Raw genomic sequence first — 16127 nt, 5'->3', positions numbered from 1 at the left:
CACCACGCAGGTGCGCTTATTCTTTCGGATAAGGGCTCTTGCCGCCGCCGGCGATGAATTCATCGATGCGCGCCTGCAGCACCGGCAGCGGTACCGAGCCCAGTTCCAGGATGGTGTCGTGGAAGGCGCGGATGTCGAACTTGCTGCCCAGGGCCTGCTCCGCCTTCTTGCGCGCTTCGAAGATCGCCATTTCGCCCAGGTAGTAGGACAGCGCCTGGCCCGGCCACGAGATATAGCGATCGACCTCGGTCATGATTTCGTGCGAGGACAGCGCGGTATTCTCCATCAGGTACTTCTGCGCCTGCTCGCGCGTCCAGCCTTTGGCGTGCACGCCGGTGTCCACCACCAGGCGCGAGGCGCGCCAGGCCTGGTAGCTCAGCATGCCGAACACTTCATATGGCGTCTCGTAGATGCCCATCTCGGTGCCCAGGCGCTCGGAATACAGCGCCCAGCCCTCGCCATAAGCGGAGATATAGGCGTTGCGGAACGGCGGACGCCCCTTCTGCTCCAGCGCGATAGGCATCTGGAAGGCGTGGCCCGGCGCCGATTCATGCAGCGTCAGCGCCGGCAGCGAATACAGCGGGCGGGCCGGCAGGTTGTAGGTGTTGACCCAGTAGCCGCCAGGTCCGCCGCGTCCCGAGGTATAGAACGGCGCGATTTCCGGCGCCACCGGGATGATGGCGAAGCGGCTGCGCGGCAGGCGGCCGAAGTAGTCGGCCACCTTGCCGTCGAACTTCTTGGCGATCCAGGCCGCGCGCATCAGCAGTTCTTCCGGCGTCTTGGCGTAGAACTGCGGATCGGTGCGCAGGAACTGCAGGAAGGCCGGCAGGTCGCCCTTGAAGCCGACCTGTTTCATCACCTCCTGCATTTCGGCGCGGATCTTCGCCATCTCGTCCAGGCCGATCTGGTGGATCTGCTCGGCCGTCAGGTTGGTCGTCGTGAATTCGACAATCTTGGATTGGTAATACGCCTTGCCGTCAGGGTAGCTCTCGGCAGCCAGGGTTTCCTTGGCTTTCGGGACGTATTCCTCGCGCATGAATTTCAGCAGCGCCGCGTGGGCCGGGATGACTTTTTCGCGGATCGCCTGCAAGCCCTGCGCCTTCAGCGCTTCCTGTTCGGCGGCCGGGATCACGTTCGGCATTTCCTTGAACGGCTTGAAGAACACCACGTCCTCCAGCTTGGCTTCGGTGACCGAGGTGATCGACTTGTCGCGGCCTTCCAGCGTGATCTTCGGCGGCGTGAAGCCGCGCGCCAGGCCAGCGCGCATATTGGCGATCTCCTCGCTGAAGTAGCGCGGCACGTCGTTCAGCTGCGCCACGTAGTTGCGATAGTCTTCGGCGGTGCGGAAGGACTTGCGCGCCTCGCCCGCCAGGTTGCCCCAGAACGAAGAATCGGCGTTCAGCGGTTTTTCGTATTCGCGGAAGCGCTGGTTATCCAGCAGCGCCGCGACCTGTGCGCGGTACACCTGGTAGTTGATGCGCTCCTTGTTCGAAAGCTGTTCGGGCTTGATGCTTTCGAGTTGGCGCAGCGTCTCTTCCCATTTCTTCTGGCGCTCCAGTTGCACCGCCAGGCTGACGTTCGGCAGCCTGCTCTCGACGCCGCGCACATCGTCCTCATCGTCTTCCAGCCTTTGCTGCAGGCGCCACTTCCACTCCGCCTGGTGGATGGCGGTGAAACGGGCGTCGGCACTACCGGGTTTGGCTGCTGCAAAGGATGGAGAACTGAAGGCTGCTGCGATGGCGAGTGCTGCGACAATCTGTTTCATGGTGCTCCCGAAGCTCAGGTTGGTAACGGTTCCGGGAGTGTACCTTACGGCCAAAGGACTGGCGGCGTCAATGGCGGGATTGTGCCGGAACGTATCAGGCCGCGGATGGAATCAACCGAGGCGGCGCCCATGCCCGATCCGCAGGCTACTGCAGATGCTTGTCGGCGATGTCGATACTGAGAAAGACCTGGCCATTCAGCGTTTGCAGCAGGTCGGACTGGCGCAGCCGGTCCATCACCGGACCTTTGACCTCGGCCAGGTGGAAGCCGATGCCGCGCCGCGCCAGGCTCTGGTTCAACTCCGACAGCGCGAACAGCGCCGACGTATCGATCGAGCTGACCGCCGTCATCACCAGCACCAGGTGGCGCGCGGCCGGATGGCTGCGCAACTCGTCCTCGATGCGCTCCTGCACCGCTTCCACATTCCCGAAAAACAGGTTGGCATCGATGCGCAATGCCAGCAGCTCCGGCCGGGTCTCGGCAGGATAGCGCTCGATATTGCGGAAATGCTCGCTTCCGGCGATGCGGCCCAGCACCGCGATATGCGGCCGGCTGGCGCGCCAGATCAGGGTCCCCATCGATAGCGCCACGCCCACCAGCACGCCAGCCTCCACGCCCAGCGCCACCACGCCTGCCGCGCTGGCAAACCACGCCAATGCATCGCCGCGGTCATAGCGCCAGGCCGTGCGCAGGGTACCCAGTTCCAGCATGCCCAGCACGGCGACGATGATGGTTGCGGCCAGCACCGGCATCGGCAGCAGGGCCAGCCAGCCGGTTGGGGCCACCAGCGCCAGGGACAGCAAGCCGGCGGTGATGATGCTGGCCAAAGGCGTTTGCGCGCCGGCCGCAAAATTCACCGCGGAGCGCGACATGCTGCCGGTGACGGGAAAAGCGCCCGATACCATGCTGGCCACATTGGCAGCGCCCAAGCCAATCAGCTCACGGTTGCTGACCAGTTTTTCATTGCGCTTCAGCGCCAGCGACTGCGCCGCCGACATGCTCATGATGAAGACCACGAAGCCGACCAGCAGGCCCGGTTTCGCAAGCTGCTGCCAGTGCGCCTGCGACATGGCCAGATTCAGTTGCGGCAGGCCGCTCGGCACCTCGCCCGTGGTTTGCACGCCCATCGCTTCCAGTCCCAGCAGCTGCACCAGCACCAGGCCAAGCATCACGACCAGCATCGGCGCCAGGCGCGTTGCCATGTCGGCGCCCGCCGCTTTCATGCCGAGGGAGCGCAGCAGCCGCGCCAGATGGCTGCGCGACAGCACCAGCAGCAGCACGGAGCCTATGCCCATGGCCGCGCTCGGGCCGTGCCAGTGCGGCAGTTCAGCGCCCAGCAAAGGCTTGAGCTGGCCCCAGGCGATCACCAGCGCGGAACCGACGGTAAAGCCGCTCATCACAGGACGCGAGAAGAAATTGGCGAGGAAGCCAAGCCGCAGCAGGCCGCACAGCAGCAGCACCGTCCCCGCCACCAGCGCCAGTTGCGCCGCCAGCACCGAATACAGGCCGGAACCGGCAGCCGCCATCGGGCCGATGATCGCCGCCGTCATCAGCGACACAATGGCCATCGGCCCGACCGATTGCGTCATGCTGGTGCCGAATACTGCGTAGACAACGGGCGGCAGGATGCTGGCGTAAATGCCCGTCACCGGCGGCAGGCCGGCCACCAGCGCATAGGCCATGCCTTGCGGGATCATCATCATTGCCACCACGATGCCCGCACTGATATCGCCCGGCAGCATTGCGCGCCGGTAGTGTCGCAGCCAGGCCAGCATCAGCGCGCCTGTTCCAGCGAGGACAGCACGGCTGCCAGGATTTCGTCCGACTGCTTTTTATCCGCCACCGAACGGGCCAGGACCAGGCCGCCGACCATGGCGGCATAGGTGGCAATGGCATCGCGCCGCGCCTGCGCCGGTTCGCCGGGCAGCGCCTGCGCCAGCGCCTCTAGCTGCGCCTGGAAGCTCTCGTCCATCGCATGCCGCACTTCCGGGCCGACGCGCGAAACATCGGGACCGAGCGACGCCAGTGCGCAGCCCTTGCCGGGGTTGTCGCGGTGTTTGGAAGTCAGGTACATATGGGCCAGTGCAGCGCGCGGATTGGCCGGCTGCTCGGCCAGCAATTCGCTCCAGCGCTTGGCGGAATTCTCCATCGCCTTGCCGAAAGCCTCGGCCAGCAGGTCTTCCTTCGAGGCGAAATGGCCGTAAAAGCCGCCGTGCGTCAGGCCGGCGCTTTTCATCAGGTCCGCCACGCCGATGCCGTCGTAGCCCTTTTCCCGGAATAAGCGCGATGCCGTTTCAACAATGCGCTCGCGGTTCTGCGCCGCCTGTTCCCTACTGACACGCATGATCTTCTCCTTGATTATTTTTATTATGGATGTAATATATCACACGTGGATGACGATCATCATCTATCTATCGTGCTTTGCGGCGGCTTGCCAGGGCGAGCCGCCGGCTTTTTAGCGTGCCATGGCCAGTTCGACGCAATTGCGCCCTGCCCGCTTGGCGCGGTGCAGCGCGGCCTCCAGCCGCGTCACCAGCTCGGAAGCACCTTCGTCGGGAGCCAGCTGGGCCACGCTGAAGCTGGCCGTGACGGTATCGCCGCCGGGCAGTTCGGTGGCGGCGATCGTCTCGCGCAATTCTTCAGCCAGCTTGTAGGCATCGATTGCCACGGTGTGCGTGGCGATGATCATGAATTGTTCGCCGCGCATGCGCGCTATCGTGTCCGAATTGCGCAGGCGCGACTGCACCGTGGCAGACAGCACGGCCAGCGCACGGTCGCCCGTCGTATAGCCATGCAGTTCATTGATGGTGCGGAAGCCATCAAGGTCGAAAGCGATCACCGCCAGCGGCACGGCGTAGCGGCGCGCACGCCGGATTTCCCCGTCCAGCACCTGTTCGCCCTGGCGCCGGTTGGATACGCCTGTCAGGCCATCAAACGGCGTAATCTGCGTGATTTCCAGGCCCAGCGCATTATTCTGGTGACGCAGGTCGCTCATCACCATGCCAAAGCTGATCAATTGTGCGGCTGAACCGAAGCAGCTGAAATGCTCGCGGCTCATGACCAGCGGCCGGTCGAACAGCATGCAGATGGCGCCCAGCAACGGACCGCCGGGTTCGCCGCGCAAGGGGAAGGCCAGCAGCATGTGCACGCCCTGCTCTTCCAGCATTTCCGTCAGCTCCGCGTCCCCCGTTTTGGACGGCGCATCGAGCAGCACCATTTCGCCGCGCCGCACAGGCGCTTCCAGCAGTTCATCGCGGCCGCCCAGCACTTCCTTGATATCAAGGTCGACGCGTCCATCCTGGGCCACCAGCCGCAGCGCCCCCTCATCGACCGCCTGCAGCAAGGATGCATGGCAAATGCCGGGATAACTGCACAGTGCATTGCAGATGCGGGCGCCCATCCGTTCAATTTCTTCCGAACCGTAGAGTGCACGCTGCAAGCTGCGCTGGATCGCCAGCAAATCGTTCAAGTCCGCTTCCAGGTCCAGCAAGTGCTGCTGGGTCGACGCCTTGGTATTGGCGGCCGGAGCCAGCAGCGCAGTCACGGCCTCGCGGAGTGCCTCCGGTGCGATGGGCGTGATGCGGTAAGCCAGCGGCCCCTGCGCCATCAACTCAGCCATGGTCGAGGAGCGGGTGTAGGGGCACAGCACCAGCACCGGCGCGCCGGCGCGGCTACGCACCAGCGCCGCCAGCTCATTGCCGGCCGCCATCGCAGGGCCATCGAGGTCGATGATGAGCAGGGAAATCTTGTTATGCGCCATCGCATGGCGTGCGCTGGCAATGCTGTCCGCAGTCAGCAAACGATCGAACGACTCAGCGCAAGCGGTCATGAATTCCTGGCGTCGCGCAGGATCGGGATGGAGGAAAAGGCCGGTGCGTTGACGGCGGCCCGCAGCAGTAGGCATTGGGTTAGTTTGCCACAAGTTCACTGCGGACAACATCCCTATTTATGTGTGGGAGCGCACGGTTAGCAACGTTGCTGCGGCGAATACTGGACTTCCGAGCACAGGAGGAAGTCATGGGCAATTCGCAACAAAAGACTGGCGCGGGCAGCGAACAGCGCACCGTCCAGCAAGAACAGGACCAGCGCGACGCGGCCAAGCCAAAGGCTGAGGAGAAGAAACAGCCGGCACAGGCCGGGACGCACGAATTCCCGGCGCCGCCGCTGCCCGGGCAGCACCTGGAAAAGCCCGGCCTTGAACACCAGATGCAATTGAAGCCGCAATTCATGGCGCCCGGCTATTGCGGCAGCGGCAAGCTCGCCGGCATGGCTGCCGTGATTACGGGCGGCGACTCCGGCATCGGACGCGCGGTCGCAGTGCTGTATGCCCGCGAAGGCGCGGATGTCGCGCTGGTCTACCTGGCCGAGGAACAGCAGGATGCGGAAGAAACCAGGAAATACATCGAGGCCGAAGGGCAGCGCTGCCTCCTGATTCCAGGCGATGTGCGCGACCCTGCCTTCTGCCGTCATGCCATCGACGAAGTCCTGCGGGGCTTTGGCAAGGTCGACATCCTGGTCAACAACGCCGCGTTCCAGGAACATGCCGGCTCGCTCGAGGACCTGTCGGAAGAGCGCTTCGATCTGACCATGAAGACCAATATCTACGGCTACTTCCACATGGCCAAGGCGGCACTGCCGCATATGAAAAGCGGCAGTTCGATCCTGAATACCGGCTCGGTGGTGGGCCTGCGCGGCTCGAAAAAGCTGCTGGACTATTCGACCACCAAGGGCGCCATCCACGCCTTCACGATGTCGCTGGCATCCAACCTGCTCGAGAAGGGCATCCGCGTCAACGCAGTGGCGCCCGGCCCGGTGTGGACGCCGCTGAACCCGGCCGACCAGTCGCCCGACAAGATCAAGGAATTCGGCGCGCAGACCGATATGCATCGCCCTGCACAGCCTGAAGAAATTTCGCCGGCCTTCGTCTTCCTGGCAGCGCCTTCGTGCGCCAGCTATATCACCGGTATCGTCTTGCCGATCACCGGCAGCATCGGAGAGTAAAGATGGCGCGAGCACTCTGGAAAGGCGCAATCAGTTTCGGCCTGGTGCACATCCCGGTGGAGTTGCACAAGGCAGTGGAGTCGCACGACCTTGACCTGACCATGCTGGACAAGCGCGACTTCTCGCCGATCGGATTCAAGCGCTACAACAAGGGCACCGGCAAGGAAGTCACCTGGGACAATATCGTCAAAGGCTACGAATATTCGGATGGCGAGTACGTGGTGCTCAGCGACGAAGACTTGCGGCTGGCGAACCCGAAGGCGACGCAGACCATCGACATCATGGCCTTCGTCGATGCCGATTCAGTGCCGCTGACGTTCTATGAAACGCCCTACTACCTCTCGCCCGGACGCGGCGGCGACAAGGTCTACGCCCTGCTGCGCCAGACACTGAGCAAGGCGGGCAGGATTGCGATTGCGACAGTCGTGATCCGCACGCGGCAGCACCTTTGCGCGCTGGTCTCGGTCGGCGACGGCATCATCATGAACACGCTGCGCTACGCGACCGAAATCCGCAATCCCGAAGACCTCAAGCTGCCGGGCGATTCCGGCATCACCGACAAGGAACTGAAGATGGCCCTTTCGCTGGTGGAGGAAATGAGCGAGAAATGGAACCCCAAGGAATACCACGACACTTACCGCGAAGACGTGCTCAAGCTGGTTGAGAAAAAGGTCAAGGCCGGACAGACCCACACGCTGACCGAGCCGACTGGCGAAGCGCCGGTGCCGAAAGCCAGCAATGTGGTCGACCTGGTCGCCCTGCTGAAGCAAAGCCTTGGATCGAAAGGCCGCACGGCAGCCCCTGCTGACGAGGAGGAAGACGAGGAAGAGGCAGCGCCACGCGCACCGCGCGCGCGTCGCAGTACCAGCACAGGCGCAAGCAAGACCCGCACAACCTCGTCGCGCTCGACCACAACGTCCAGCAAGCCAGCCGCCAAACGTACCAGCGCGGCAAAGTCCACCGCCAAAACAAGCAGCCCCCGTCGCAAAGCCGCCTGAACACAGTTCGCAAGTCAGCGGCCAACAAAAATCGGGTCTGACCCTTGGGTCTGCCCCTGGTTTACCGGTTTACCATGCGCTTGCGCCGCCCGCGACTTTATCCAGACACTAAAGCAACCAGGAAAACCGGTAAACCTGGGTCTGACCCAAGCGGTCAGACCCCGATCGCACGTTGCCGCGTGCCGTAACAGGCTCCCCAGTTACTCGACAGCCCCGATCGCCTTCATCGTCGGCGCCAGGCCAACGGCGGCCTTCGCATAATCCGCCCACGGCGCATTGCCGACATCCAGCCGCGTGTGAGCCGTTGCAACCGTCCAGTGATCGCCGCCGCGCAAGGCGGCTAGTTCATCCCAGGCCACAGGCACCGAAATCCCAAGCCCGGGCCGCGCGCGGGCCGACCACGCGGCCACGGTGGTCGCGCCACGCCCATTTCGCAGGTAGTCAATGAAGATTTTGCCAACCCGGTTCTTCGGCCCGCTCTTGAAGGCGAACCTGTCCGGCAGCGTCGTCGCCATGTGCTCCACCACCTGCTTGCTGAAGGCTTTCACCGTATCCCAATCGTAGTACGGCTTGATCGGCACCACCACGTGCAGCCCCTTGCCGCCGCTGGTCTTGAGGAAGCACGGCAGCCCCAGTTCATCCAGGAAGGCATGCACCAGTTGCGCCGCCTCCTGCATCTGCGCCCACTCAACGCCGCTGCCGGGGTCGAGGTCGAACAGGATGCGGTTTGGTTTCTCGTAAGTGCGGCCGAACGCGTTCTGCGTGTGGAATTCGATCACATTGAACTGGGCGGCCGCCAGCAGGGCCTGGGTGGTGGCCACTTCCAGCATCGGCGGGTGGTCGGGGTCTAGCTCGCGGGGAAACTCCTTCAGTCCACGCAGCTTGCTGACATCGGCGTGCTTCTGGAAAAACAGCTCGGAGCCAACGCCTTCCGGCGCGCGCAGCAGAGCCACGGGGCGCCCCTTGGTGTGCTCCAGCATCAAGTCGGCGACCAGGGCGTAATAGCGCACCATGTCGATCTTCTTCATGCCGCTGGCCGGGTCGACCAGCCGGTCCGGATTGGTGACTTTGAGTGAGGCGGGCAGTTTGCTTTGCACGGTTTCCTCCTCCACGTGGGCTGGCACTTCGCGACTGATTTCACCGGCCTTTTTATCCTTGCGCAGGCCCTGGAATACGGAATGACGGATCGCCCCGCCACGCGTCCATTCGCCGAAGCTGACTTCCGCCACGAGCTGCGGCTTGACCCAGTGCGCCTTGCGGGCAATGGCCTTGCTGGCGGCGAATGGGCTTTCGTCTGCCTTCAGGCGCTTCAGTTTATCCGCAAGATCGCGCAGGGTCTTGTCATTGAAACCCGTGCCGACATTACCGGCGTAATGAAGTTCGCCATCCTTGCCATAGACGCCGAGCAGCAGCGAACCGATCCCGGTACGGCTGCCCTGCGGGTCAGTGTAGCCGCCGATGACGAACTCCTGCCGCTGCGCGCATTTGAGCTTGATCCAGTCACGCGAACGACGCTCGGTGTAGGTGGAGTCACGGCGTTTACCGATGACGCCTTCAAGCCCCATCTTGCAGGCGGCAGCCAGCATTTCGTCCGGCGAAGCCTGCAGGACGGCGCTCAGGCGAACAGTGTCGCCCTTGACCTTGGCCATTGCCGCCTCCAGCCTGGCGCGGCGCTCATCGAGCGGCAGGCCGCGCAAGTCCTCACCGCCAAGGTAAGGCGCATCGAACAGGAAGTAGACGATATCCTTCGCACGCTGGCCGTCGAAGGCTTGCTGCAACAGGCCGAAATCAGGGCGCCCTTCTTCGTTGTGGACCACGATTTCGCCGTCGTACCAGCCGTCCGGCAGCCTGGCCTTGGCCAGCGCCGCGCGCAACGGTTCGAGCTTGTGCGTCCAGTCGTTGCGGTTGCGGGTGTGAAGGGTGATGTCGCCGCCTTCGATGCGGGCCAGCAGGCGGTAGCCGTCGTATTTGACTTCGAACAGCCAGTCTTCGGGTGTCGAAGGCGGGCCGTCGACCAATGTAGCCAGCTCCGGTTCAAGCTCCGCAGGTAGGCGTTTGATGCGCGGCGCCGCCGCGCGCTCGGCGACCGGCGCCGCAGCCGCTGCGCCAAGCGATTTGACGCTGTCAGGCATTTCATCGACGACGCTGAACTCAGCGGCAGGACGCACGTATTCGTCCTTCTCCTTGATCAGCAGCCACGGCTCCTTGTCCTCGCCCTTGCCGCGCATGCGAACCAGGGCCCAGCGGCCATGCATCTTGTGGCCGTGCAGGTTGAACACCAGCTTGCCCGCCCGGTAGCCCTTGCGCGGGTCGTCGACCGGCTCCCAGGTGCCGCGGTCCCAGATGATCACCTTGCCCGCGCCGTACTGTTTTTCGGGAATGGTGCCCTCGAACTCGTTATAGGAAATCGGATGGTCCTCAACGTGCACCGCCATGCGCTTGTCATGGGTGTCGTAGCTGGGGCCTTTCGGCACGGCCCAGCTTTTCATCGTGCCGTCGAGCTCCAAGCGGAAATCGTAGTGCAGGCGACGCGCCCAGTGTTTCTGGATAACGAAGGCCAGCCGCCCCCGTCCCGGCTGGCCTCCCCCTGCGGGTTCCGGCGTGATGCTGAAGTCCCGCTTCGCCTTGTAAGTCTTGAGTGCGTCCTTCATGTAAGCACTGTACGGGCAGCGCCGCGCCGGCACGGTTACCTGCCGCACTTTGTAAGCAGTTTTGGCAGATGTAACCATGTGTAAAGGCCGTCAACTAGCGCGTCTTTGGCATCGTTTTTAGGCTCAGTGACACGGCAATAGTGCACGACACCCCAAACGATTTACCCCATTCTCTCCGAGGAGCTTGACCATGAAGAAGACCATCGCCACCCTGATCGCCGGCCTGTTCGCAACCGCTGCCTTCGCCCAAGCCCCGGCTGCCGGCGGCCACGCAGCCAAGCCTGCCGCTGCCCCGATGCCTGCTGCTACCGCAGCTGCTCCGGCAACGCCAGCAACTCCAGCTGTTCCAGCTACCCCGGCGGTTCCTGCTGAAAAAGGCAGCAAGGCGACTCCTGCAACTCCTGCTACCCCAGCCGTAGCTGCGACCCCAGCCTCCTCGGCCACCGCTGCTGCCCCGGCCGCATCGCACGAGCACTCCAGCGCCACCAAGGAAGTGAAAAAGACCAAGCACTCCAAAAAAACCGCTGCATCCAAAGAAGTAGCCGCTGCCAAGGAAGCCGCACCGGCTAAGTAATCCAGACTGCCGATTCCCCAGCCGCCAGCGCGCCTCCCGAATCCGCCTCCAAACCGGAATGGCGCGCTGGCCGAGCGGGGACCAATCGTGGCATCTTTCTTCCCGGCCTGGCAGGGTTCTCCGCTGACCAGGCGGGCTTTTTGCGTTCAGCGGGGGAAGCGCCGTATCATTGACAATACTTGACAACCGATACGGACAATCCCTTGAAGCCTCGCACGAACCTGGTTATCGCAGTCATCGCCGCCGCAGTCCTTGCAGCTGTTGCTGTGAAGAGTTTCACACGCCAACCGCCACAAATTCCATCAAAGCCTGTCGCGGCAAATTGCACGCCTGAGGCGATCAAGCAAGTCGCCGATGCGCTTGAGCGATCAATTCTTTCAGCGAATTGCGCCAAGCTTGACGCTTCGAACAAGCCAAAGTCGGCACCCATCGCCAACTAGGACCGTAAAAGTCGGTGCCAGGTCTGTCTTTTGGACAGAAAGTCCTGATCTTTAAGATTCATCAACAAAGTCAGTGTCAGGTCTGTCATTTGGACAGGGAGGCCACATCTTTGAGATTCGTCAAAGCATTGAGAAAAATTTCGCCCAACGCCCGCTGAAATTGCGTTAGCGCAATTAGGAGTGATTGCGAACGAAATACACTTGCTCCATGACCCGACCTCTGCGAATCGAACTCGACAACTCGCTGTATCACATCACTGCGCGTGGCGACCGCAAGGGCGCAATCTATCTGTCTGATAATGATCGGCTCACTTGGCTTTCTCTCCTCGGCGAGACATGCGAGCGGTTCAATTTTTCGGTTCGCGCTTACTGCCAGATGACCAACCATTTTCATATCCTTCTGGAGGCCATCACTGGGCAGCTCGGCCGAGGCATGTGTCACCTAAATGGAAAATACTCGCGCTACTTCAACCGTGCGCATGGCCTCGTGGGACATGTCTTCCAAGGTAGGTACAAAGCCATCCTCTGCCAAAGCGATTTGTACCAGGACGAGCTCTGCCGCTATATCGAACTCAATCCAGTTCGAGCAAAGATCGCCGCGCACCCACTTAACTGGCTATGGAGCAGTCATGCGGCAATTATGGGAGTCGTCGATTGCCCCAAATGGCTGCATTCCAATATCGTGCTCGCTCATTTCGGCGATAACCAGGCAGATGCGAGGCGAGCCTATCAAGATTTTGTGATGGCGGGTATAGGTGGCGAAAGTCCCTTGACCGCAGTATCAAATCACTTGGTTCTGGGTGACGAAAATTTCCAAGCTCGCGTCGTTGGCCTGCCTATCGAAGGGAATCCTTTCGAAATCAAGCGAGCACAGCGACGCGCCGTCACGCGTCCTCTGCATGAATATTTCGCGGAGTATCGGAATACAAAGGAGGCGATGGCGCGCGCGTATTTCTCTCTCGGCTATTCAATGTCTGAAATCGCCCAGCATGCGGGGGTTTCAGTTAAGACTGTCAGCCGAGCGATTTTGCAGTTCAGAGAAACTGTGAAGGGGCCATGAGCAATCTTAGTCGTGTGCAATTGCTGTCCGAATGACAGACCTGGCACCGACTTTTGGCACCGACTTTAGCGCTTTTCACTGGCCAGGCGGGTTTCGAGGCGTTTGCGGCCTGCTTCGACGATGGTGCGGCAGCCTTTTGCGTCGACGTAGGCGACGCTGCCTTCTTTCGCTGCGCGCTGCTGGCGGCCCCACATGTCGTTCACTTCCGGATGCGCGGCAATTGCGATGTCGCAGGCCAGGCTCTCGACGGTGGTGAAGCTTCCACGAAGTTGGGCGACAACCTCGGGATGGTCGGTGAAGCGGTAGCTGTCGGCCGATACGGCAGTCACGCTGTCGACAAACGCCACATTCTTGCACTGCCCTGCTTCGCAGGCGTGCCAAGTCCAGGAGGTGCCGCCTGGGGTATGGCCGGGAGTGCTGTGCGCTGTCACTGCCAGCGGTCCAAGTTTGATCACTTCTCCATCTGCCACTCCGCGCACTTTTGCCGATCCAGGGAAGTTCGACAGGCTGCCGAACTGCGGGTCAATTTTCGGCGAAACGCCAGTGCGCATGGCTTCGACGTTGGCGGCGCCTGCCAGCACAGTGGCCCCGGTCAGCTTTTGCAGCGCCGAGACGCCGCCCGCATGATCCTCATGCGAATGGGAGCTGAGGATGTATTTCACATCTTCCAGCTTGTAGCCCAGTGTACGGATGTTGGCTGCCACGACTTCGGCGCCTTTGGCCGTGGTGCCGTCGACCAGGATGTGCCCTTGCGGCGAGGTGACCAGGATGGCGCTGATGCCGGCGGTGCCGACGTAGTGGGTGTTGCCATAGATCGTAAATGGCTTCTCCGGCGCGCTCCAGCTACGGTCTTGCGCGTTGGCGACGGTCGCGAAGGCGGCCAGGACGAGGGATGCGATGACCTTCATTTTTCTCCTTTGGTGGTGAGGTACAGGCCGGAGTGCATTTGCGACCCTCGGTCGCCACGCCGGTAGCTGCGGTAAATGGGTTCGCCGGCGGCATTGCGGGCGCAGCACGTGCAGCCGCCGACATGTTCGATTTCTTCAACACCTGCGGCGCGCAATTGGTGTTCGGCGATGGCGCGCAGGTCAAGATGGCGGTACGTTGGCAATACGACGTCGCGCGGCAAGGCATCGAAGCGTTGTGCGAACTCTTCTGCCAGGTCTTTGCTAACCTCGTAGCAGGACGCGCAAATGGTCGGGCCGACGGCGGCAACGATCGGCGCCCCCTCTCCCATTTCGGCCAGCGCCGCAGGAATGATGCCGTCGTACAGGCCGCGCCAACCAGCGTGAATTGCACCGATCTGCGAGCCGTCGCGGCGTGCCAGCAGCAAAGGTATGCAATCGGCTGTGATGATGCTGACCGGCAGGCCGCTCACGGCGGTGTGGAAGCCATCCGCTTCACCGGCCTGCTGCTGCGGCTCGTGGATCGCGACGACGCGTGTGCCGTGCACTTGGCGCTTTGCCGGCCTTGATTCCCACACTGATGCCAGTTGGAACGGAACGAGCGCGAAAGCGCTGCCGAATCCATGACGGATTCCCCGAATACTGCTTAACAAACTGCTTGTGACCATTTTAGCCTTTGTGTGACATTTGTCACAATCATAGGCTGATCCAGGCCGATTTGCAAGCGTGCCAAGTGACGGTGTGCGGTCTTCTTAGTTAGTTTGCACGACTTTTTCGCAGACGTGGCTGCCGGCAGCGAACGATAAAGTCCCTACATAGTCAGCCTTATAGTCATAGCGGGCAGAATAGCCCTGCTTGCAGAACATGGTCGTCCGTTCGTAATCGGCCGGCATTTTCTGCCATCCCAGCCCCGCCAGGATGCTATCGGTCTGCTGCGTCGGGATATCCGAGCCACCAAGATAGGTGCTCGCCACCCATCGCTGTTTTCCAGCGATCGCGATTTTCGGGCAGATGCCATCGGTGTACAGTCCCGCGCAAAACTCCTTCAGCGATTGACTGACGAAGTCTTTTGCTTCGTGCCCGAGCGCTCGCTTGTTCAGCACAGGTTCGGGAAAGAACGCCAGGTAGGACCAGACGACAATAAAGATGGTGAGCAGGGAAATCGTCACCTTGTGTAATAAAGGCATTTGATCAGGAGTGCGAGCCAAAGCACGTGATTATACGTTGGCTGCAACGGACGAAAAAAAACGGCGCCCGCGAATGCGGAGCGCCGTTAAGGGCTGATCGATAATGTTTAGTTCCAGTCGCCGCCCAGGGACCGGATCAGGGCGACGGTAGTCACCGCACGGTCGCCGCGCAGTTGGACTGCGCTGCGTTCGACGGCTGCCAGGTTGCGCTGTGCATCGAGCAGGTCCAGGTAGCTGGAACGGCCGGCGTCATACAGCTTCTGCGCCAGGTCGGCCGAACGGCGGGCCGATACCAAGGCTTCGTCGATCTGCGCGGTCTGGCCGCCCAGGATGCGCAGGCCGGCCAGGTTGTCTTCCACCTCGGCGAAGGCGCCCAGCAAGGTCTGGCGGTAGCCCGCAACCGATTCTTCCAGGGCCGCTTCGCTGCGCTTGACGTTGTTGCTGTTACGGCCGCCGTCGATCAACGGCATCGACAGCAAGGCGCCCAGCACCCACGAGCGGCTGCTCCACTTGAACACGTCGCTGAAATGGCCGGCAGCGCCGCCGCCATTGGCGGTGATGTTCAGCGCCGGGAACATGGCCGAACGCGCAACGCCGATGCGGGCGTTCGACGCTTCCATCGCCTTCTGTGCGGCGGCGATGTCAGGACGGCGTTCCAGCAGCGCGGACGGCACGCCGGTCGGGATCGCAGGCAGCAGCGTCGAATCCAGCAGCGGGCTGTTGCCCGCCGTGTAGGCTGCCGCCGGCTTGCCCAGCAGGACTGCCAGCGCGTGCTCGGTGGTGGCGCGGCGGCGTTGCAGGCCGATCGCTTCCGAGCGGGTGGTCGACAACTCGGTCTTGGCGCGGGAGAGGTCGAATTCACCGATGTCGCCCAGGTCGAAGCGGCGCTGGTTGACTTTCACACTCTCTTCGCGCAAACGGACCGTCTGCTCCACAGTCGCCAATTCGGCGTCCGTGGCGCGCAGGCGGAAATAGGTCTGTGCCACGTCGGCTTGCAGCGACAGCAGGACGGAGCGGTAATTCGCTTCCACCTGCGCGGCGTCGCCACGGGCCGCGGCCACATTGCTCGATACGCGGCCGAACAGGTCCACTTCATAGCTCGCCGTCAGGTTCGCGTTGTAAGTGGTCTGCGGCGCAATGTCGGTACCGGCCGGCACGCCCAGCGACAGGGCCGAATTGCGGGCTCGCTGGGCGCCAACGCCCACGCCGATTTGCGGAATGCGGTCCGCTTCGGCGATGCCCGCGATGGCGCGTGCCTGCTTGACGCGGGCGGCCGCCACGGCCAGGTTGGCGTTGTTGCGGGTCGCTTCGGCGATCAGCTCATTCAGGGCCGGGTCGCTGAAGGCCAGCCACCACTCGCCGCGCGGCTGGCGCTCGGCGTTCTGGGCCGGCTTCCAACTGGTGCCGTCTTCGGCAGTCATCACCTGCGGCTCCTTGAAGGCGGCCGGGGTGTCGACTTGCGGTTGCTTTAATTCAGGCGCGGCGCATGCGGTCAGCAGCAGCGCTGCCAGCAGCGGGGCGACGCCCTTGGCAATCATACTTTTCAT

Annotated in this window: 14 protein-coding genes; 5 read left to right on the top strand and 9 right to left on the bottom strand. The window is 62.4% G+C overall.

The genetic code is table 11. The annotated features are described in order from the left end of the window. Positions 1–16: 16 nt before the first annotated feature. The 4 genes from ACN9MW_RS14800 to ACN9MW_RS14785 form a co-directional block, all read right to left on the bottom strand. Positions 17–1765 carry a DUF885 domain-containing protein gene (locus ACN9MW_RS14800; protein ID WP_426171810.1) on the bottom strand — a complete coding sequence of 583 codons (1749 nt, stop codon included), beginning with the start codon at positions 1763–1765 and terminating at the stop codon, positions 17–19. Between the two features lie 145 nt (positions 1766–1910). After that, positions 1911–3539, bottom strand: a complete 1629-nt coding sequence (locus tag ACN9MW_RS14795) for a SulP family inorganic anion transporter (protein ID WP_426171808.1) — start codon at positions 3537–3539, stop codon at positions 1911–1913. Beyond that, complete coding sequence (locus ACN9MW_RS14790; RefSeq protein ID WP_426171806.1) at positions 3539–4108, bottom strand: TetR/AcrR family transcriptional regulator; 570 nt, start codon at positions 4106–4108, stop codon at positions 3539–3541. Before ACN9MW_RS14790 ends, ACN9MW_RS14795 begins: the two co-directional genes overlap by 1 nt. Before the next feature lie 111 nt (positions 4109–4219). Then, positions 4220–5593: a diguanylate cyclase gene (locus ACN9MW_RS14785; protein ID WP_426171804.1), complete on the bottom strand. Its 1374-nt coding sequence runs from the start codon at positions 5591–5593 to the stop codon at positions 4220–4222. Between the two features lie 188 nt (positions 5594–5781). On the opposite strand from ACN9MW_RS14785, the gene ACN9MW_RS14780 reads away from it, so the two are divergent. Then, complete coding sequence (locus ACN9MW_RS14780; RefSeq protein WP_426171802.1) at positions 5782–6765, top strand: SDR family oxidoreductase; 984 nt, start codon at positions 5782–5784, stop codon at positions 6763–6765. Positions 6766–6767: 2 nt separating this feature from the next. Beyond that, the gene (locus tag ACN9MW_RS14775; protein ID WP_426171800.1) at positions 6768–7763 is read left to right on the top strand and encodes a Ku protein; all 996 of its coding nucleotides are present in this window, start codon (positions 6768–6770) and stop codon (positions 7761–7763) included. A 200-nt stretch (positions 7764–7963) separates the two neighbouring features. Here the strand turns inward: ACN9MW_RS14775 and ligD are convergent, their stop codons facing one another. After that, on the bottom strand, positions 7964–10414 hold the full coding sequence (ligD, locus tag ACN9MW_RS14770) for a DNA ligase D (RefSeq protein ID WP_426171799.1): 2451 nt from the start codon (positions 10412–10414) through the stop codon (positions 7964–7966). 190 nt (positions 10415–10604) lie between these two features. On the opposite strand from ligD, the gene ACN9MW_RS14765 reads away from it, so the two are divergent. From ACN9MW_RS14765 to ACN9MW_RS14755, 3 genes are all read left to right on the top strand, one after another. Next, positions 10605–10988 carry a hypothetical protein gene (locus ACN9MW_RS14765; RefSeq protein ID WP_426171798.1) on the top strand — a complete coding sequence of 128 codons (384 nt, stop codon included), beginning with the start codon at positions 10605–10607 and terminating at the stop codon, positions 10986–10988. A 266-nt stretch (positions 10989–11254) separates the two neighbouring features. Next, complete coding sequence (locus ACN9MW_RS14760; RefSeq protein WP_426172201.1) at positions 11255–11428, top strand: hypothetical protein; 174 nt, start codon at positions 11255–11257, stop codon at positions 11426–11428. A gap of 208 nt (positions 11429–11636) precedes the next feature. Further along, on the top strand, positions 11637–12488 hold the full coding sequence (locus ACN9MW_RS14755) for a transposase (RefSeq protein WP_426171796.1): 852 nt from the start codon (positions 11637–11639) through the stop codon (positions 12486–12488). 65 nt (positions 12489–12553) lie between these two features. Here the strand turns inward: ACN9MW_RS14755 and blaSMB are convergent, their stop codons facing one another. The 4 genes from blaSMB to ACN9MW_RS14735 all read right to left on the bottom strand — a co-directional run bounded on the left by blaSMB (position 12554) and on the right by ACN9MW_RS14735 (position 16127). Beyond that, complete coding sequence (blaSMB, locus tag ACN9MW_RS14750) at positions 12554–13396, bottom strand: SMB-1 family subclass B3 metallo-beta-lactamase (protein ID WP_426171794.1); 843 nt, start codon at positions 13394–13396, stop codon at positions 12554–12556. Then, positions 13393–13941 carry a polyphenol oxidase family protein gene (locus ACN9MW_RS14745; RefSeq protein ID WP_426171793.1) on the bottom strand — a complete coding sequence of 183 codons (549 nt, stop codon included), beginning with the start codon at positions 13939–13941 and terminating at the stop codon, positions 13393–13395. Before ACN9MW_RS14745 ends, blaSMB begins: the two co-directional genes overlap by 4 nt. Before the next feature lie 204 nt (positions 13942–14145). Further along, positions 14146–14580 carry a hypothetical protein gene (locus tag ACN9MW_RS14740; RefSeq protein ID WP_426171791.1) on the bottom strand — a complete coding sequence of 145 codons (435 nt, stop codon included), beginning with the start codon at positions 14578–14580 and terminating at the stop codon, positions 14146–14148. Between the two features lie 107 nt (positions 14581–14687). Continuing rightward, positions 14688–16127 carry an efflux transporter outer membrane subunit gene (locus tag ACN9MW_RS14735; RefSeq protein ID WP_426171789.1) on the bottom strand — a complete coding sequence of 480 codons (1440 nt, stop codon included), beginning with the start codon at positions 16125–16127 and terminating at the stop codon, positions 14688–14690.

It is taken from the genome of Pseudoduganella sp. R-34 (assembly GCF_049904655.1).
Lineage (GTDB): Bacteria > Pseudomonadota > Gammaproteobacteria > Burkholderiales > Burkholderiaceae_D > Rugamonas.
Note: the sequence above shows the minus strand (reverse complement) of the source record. Positions and strands in the feature narration are given on the sequence as shown.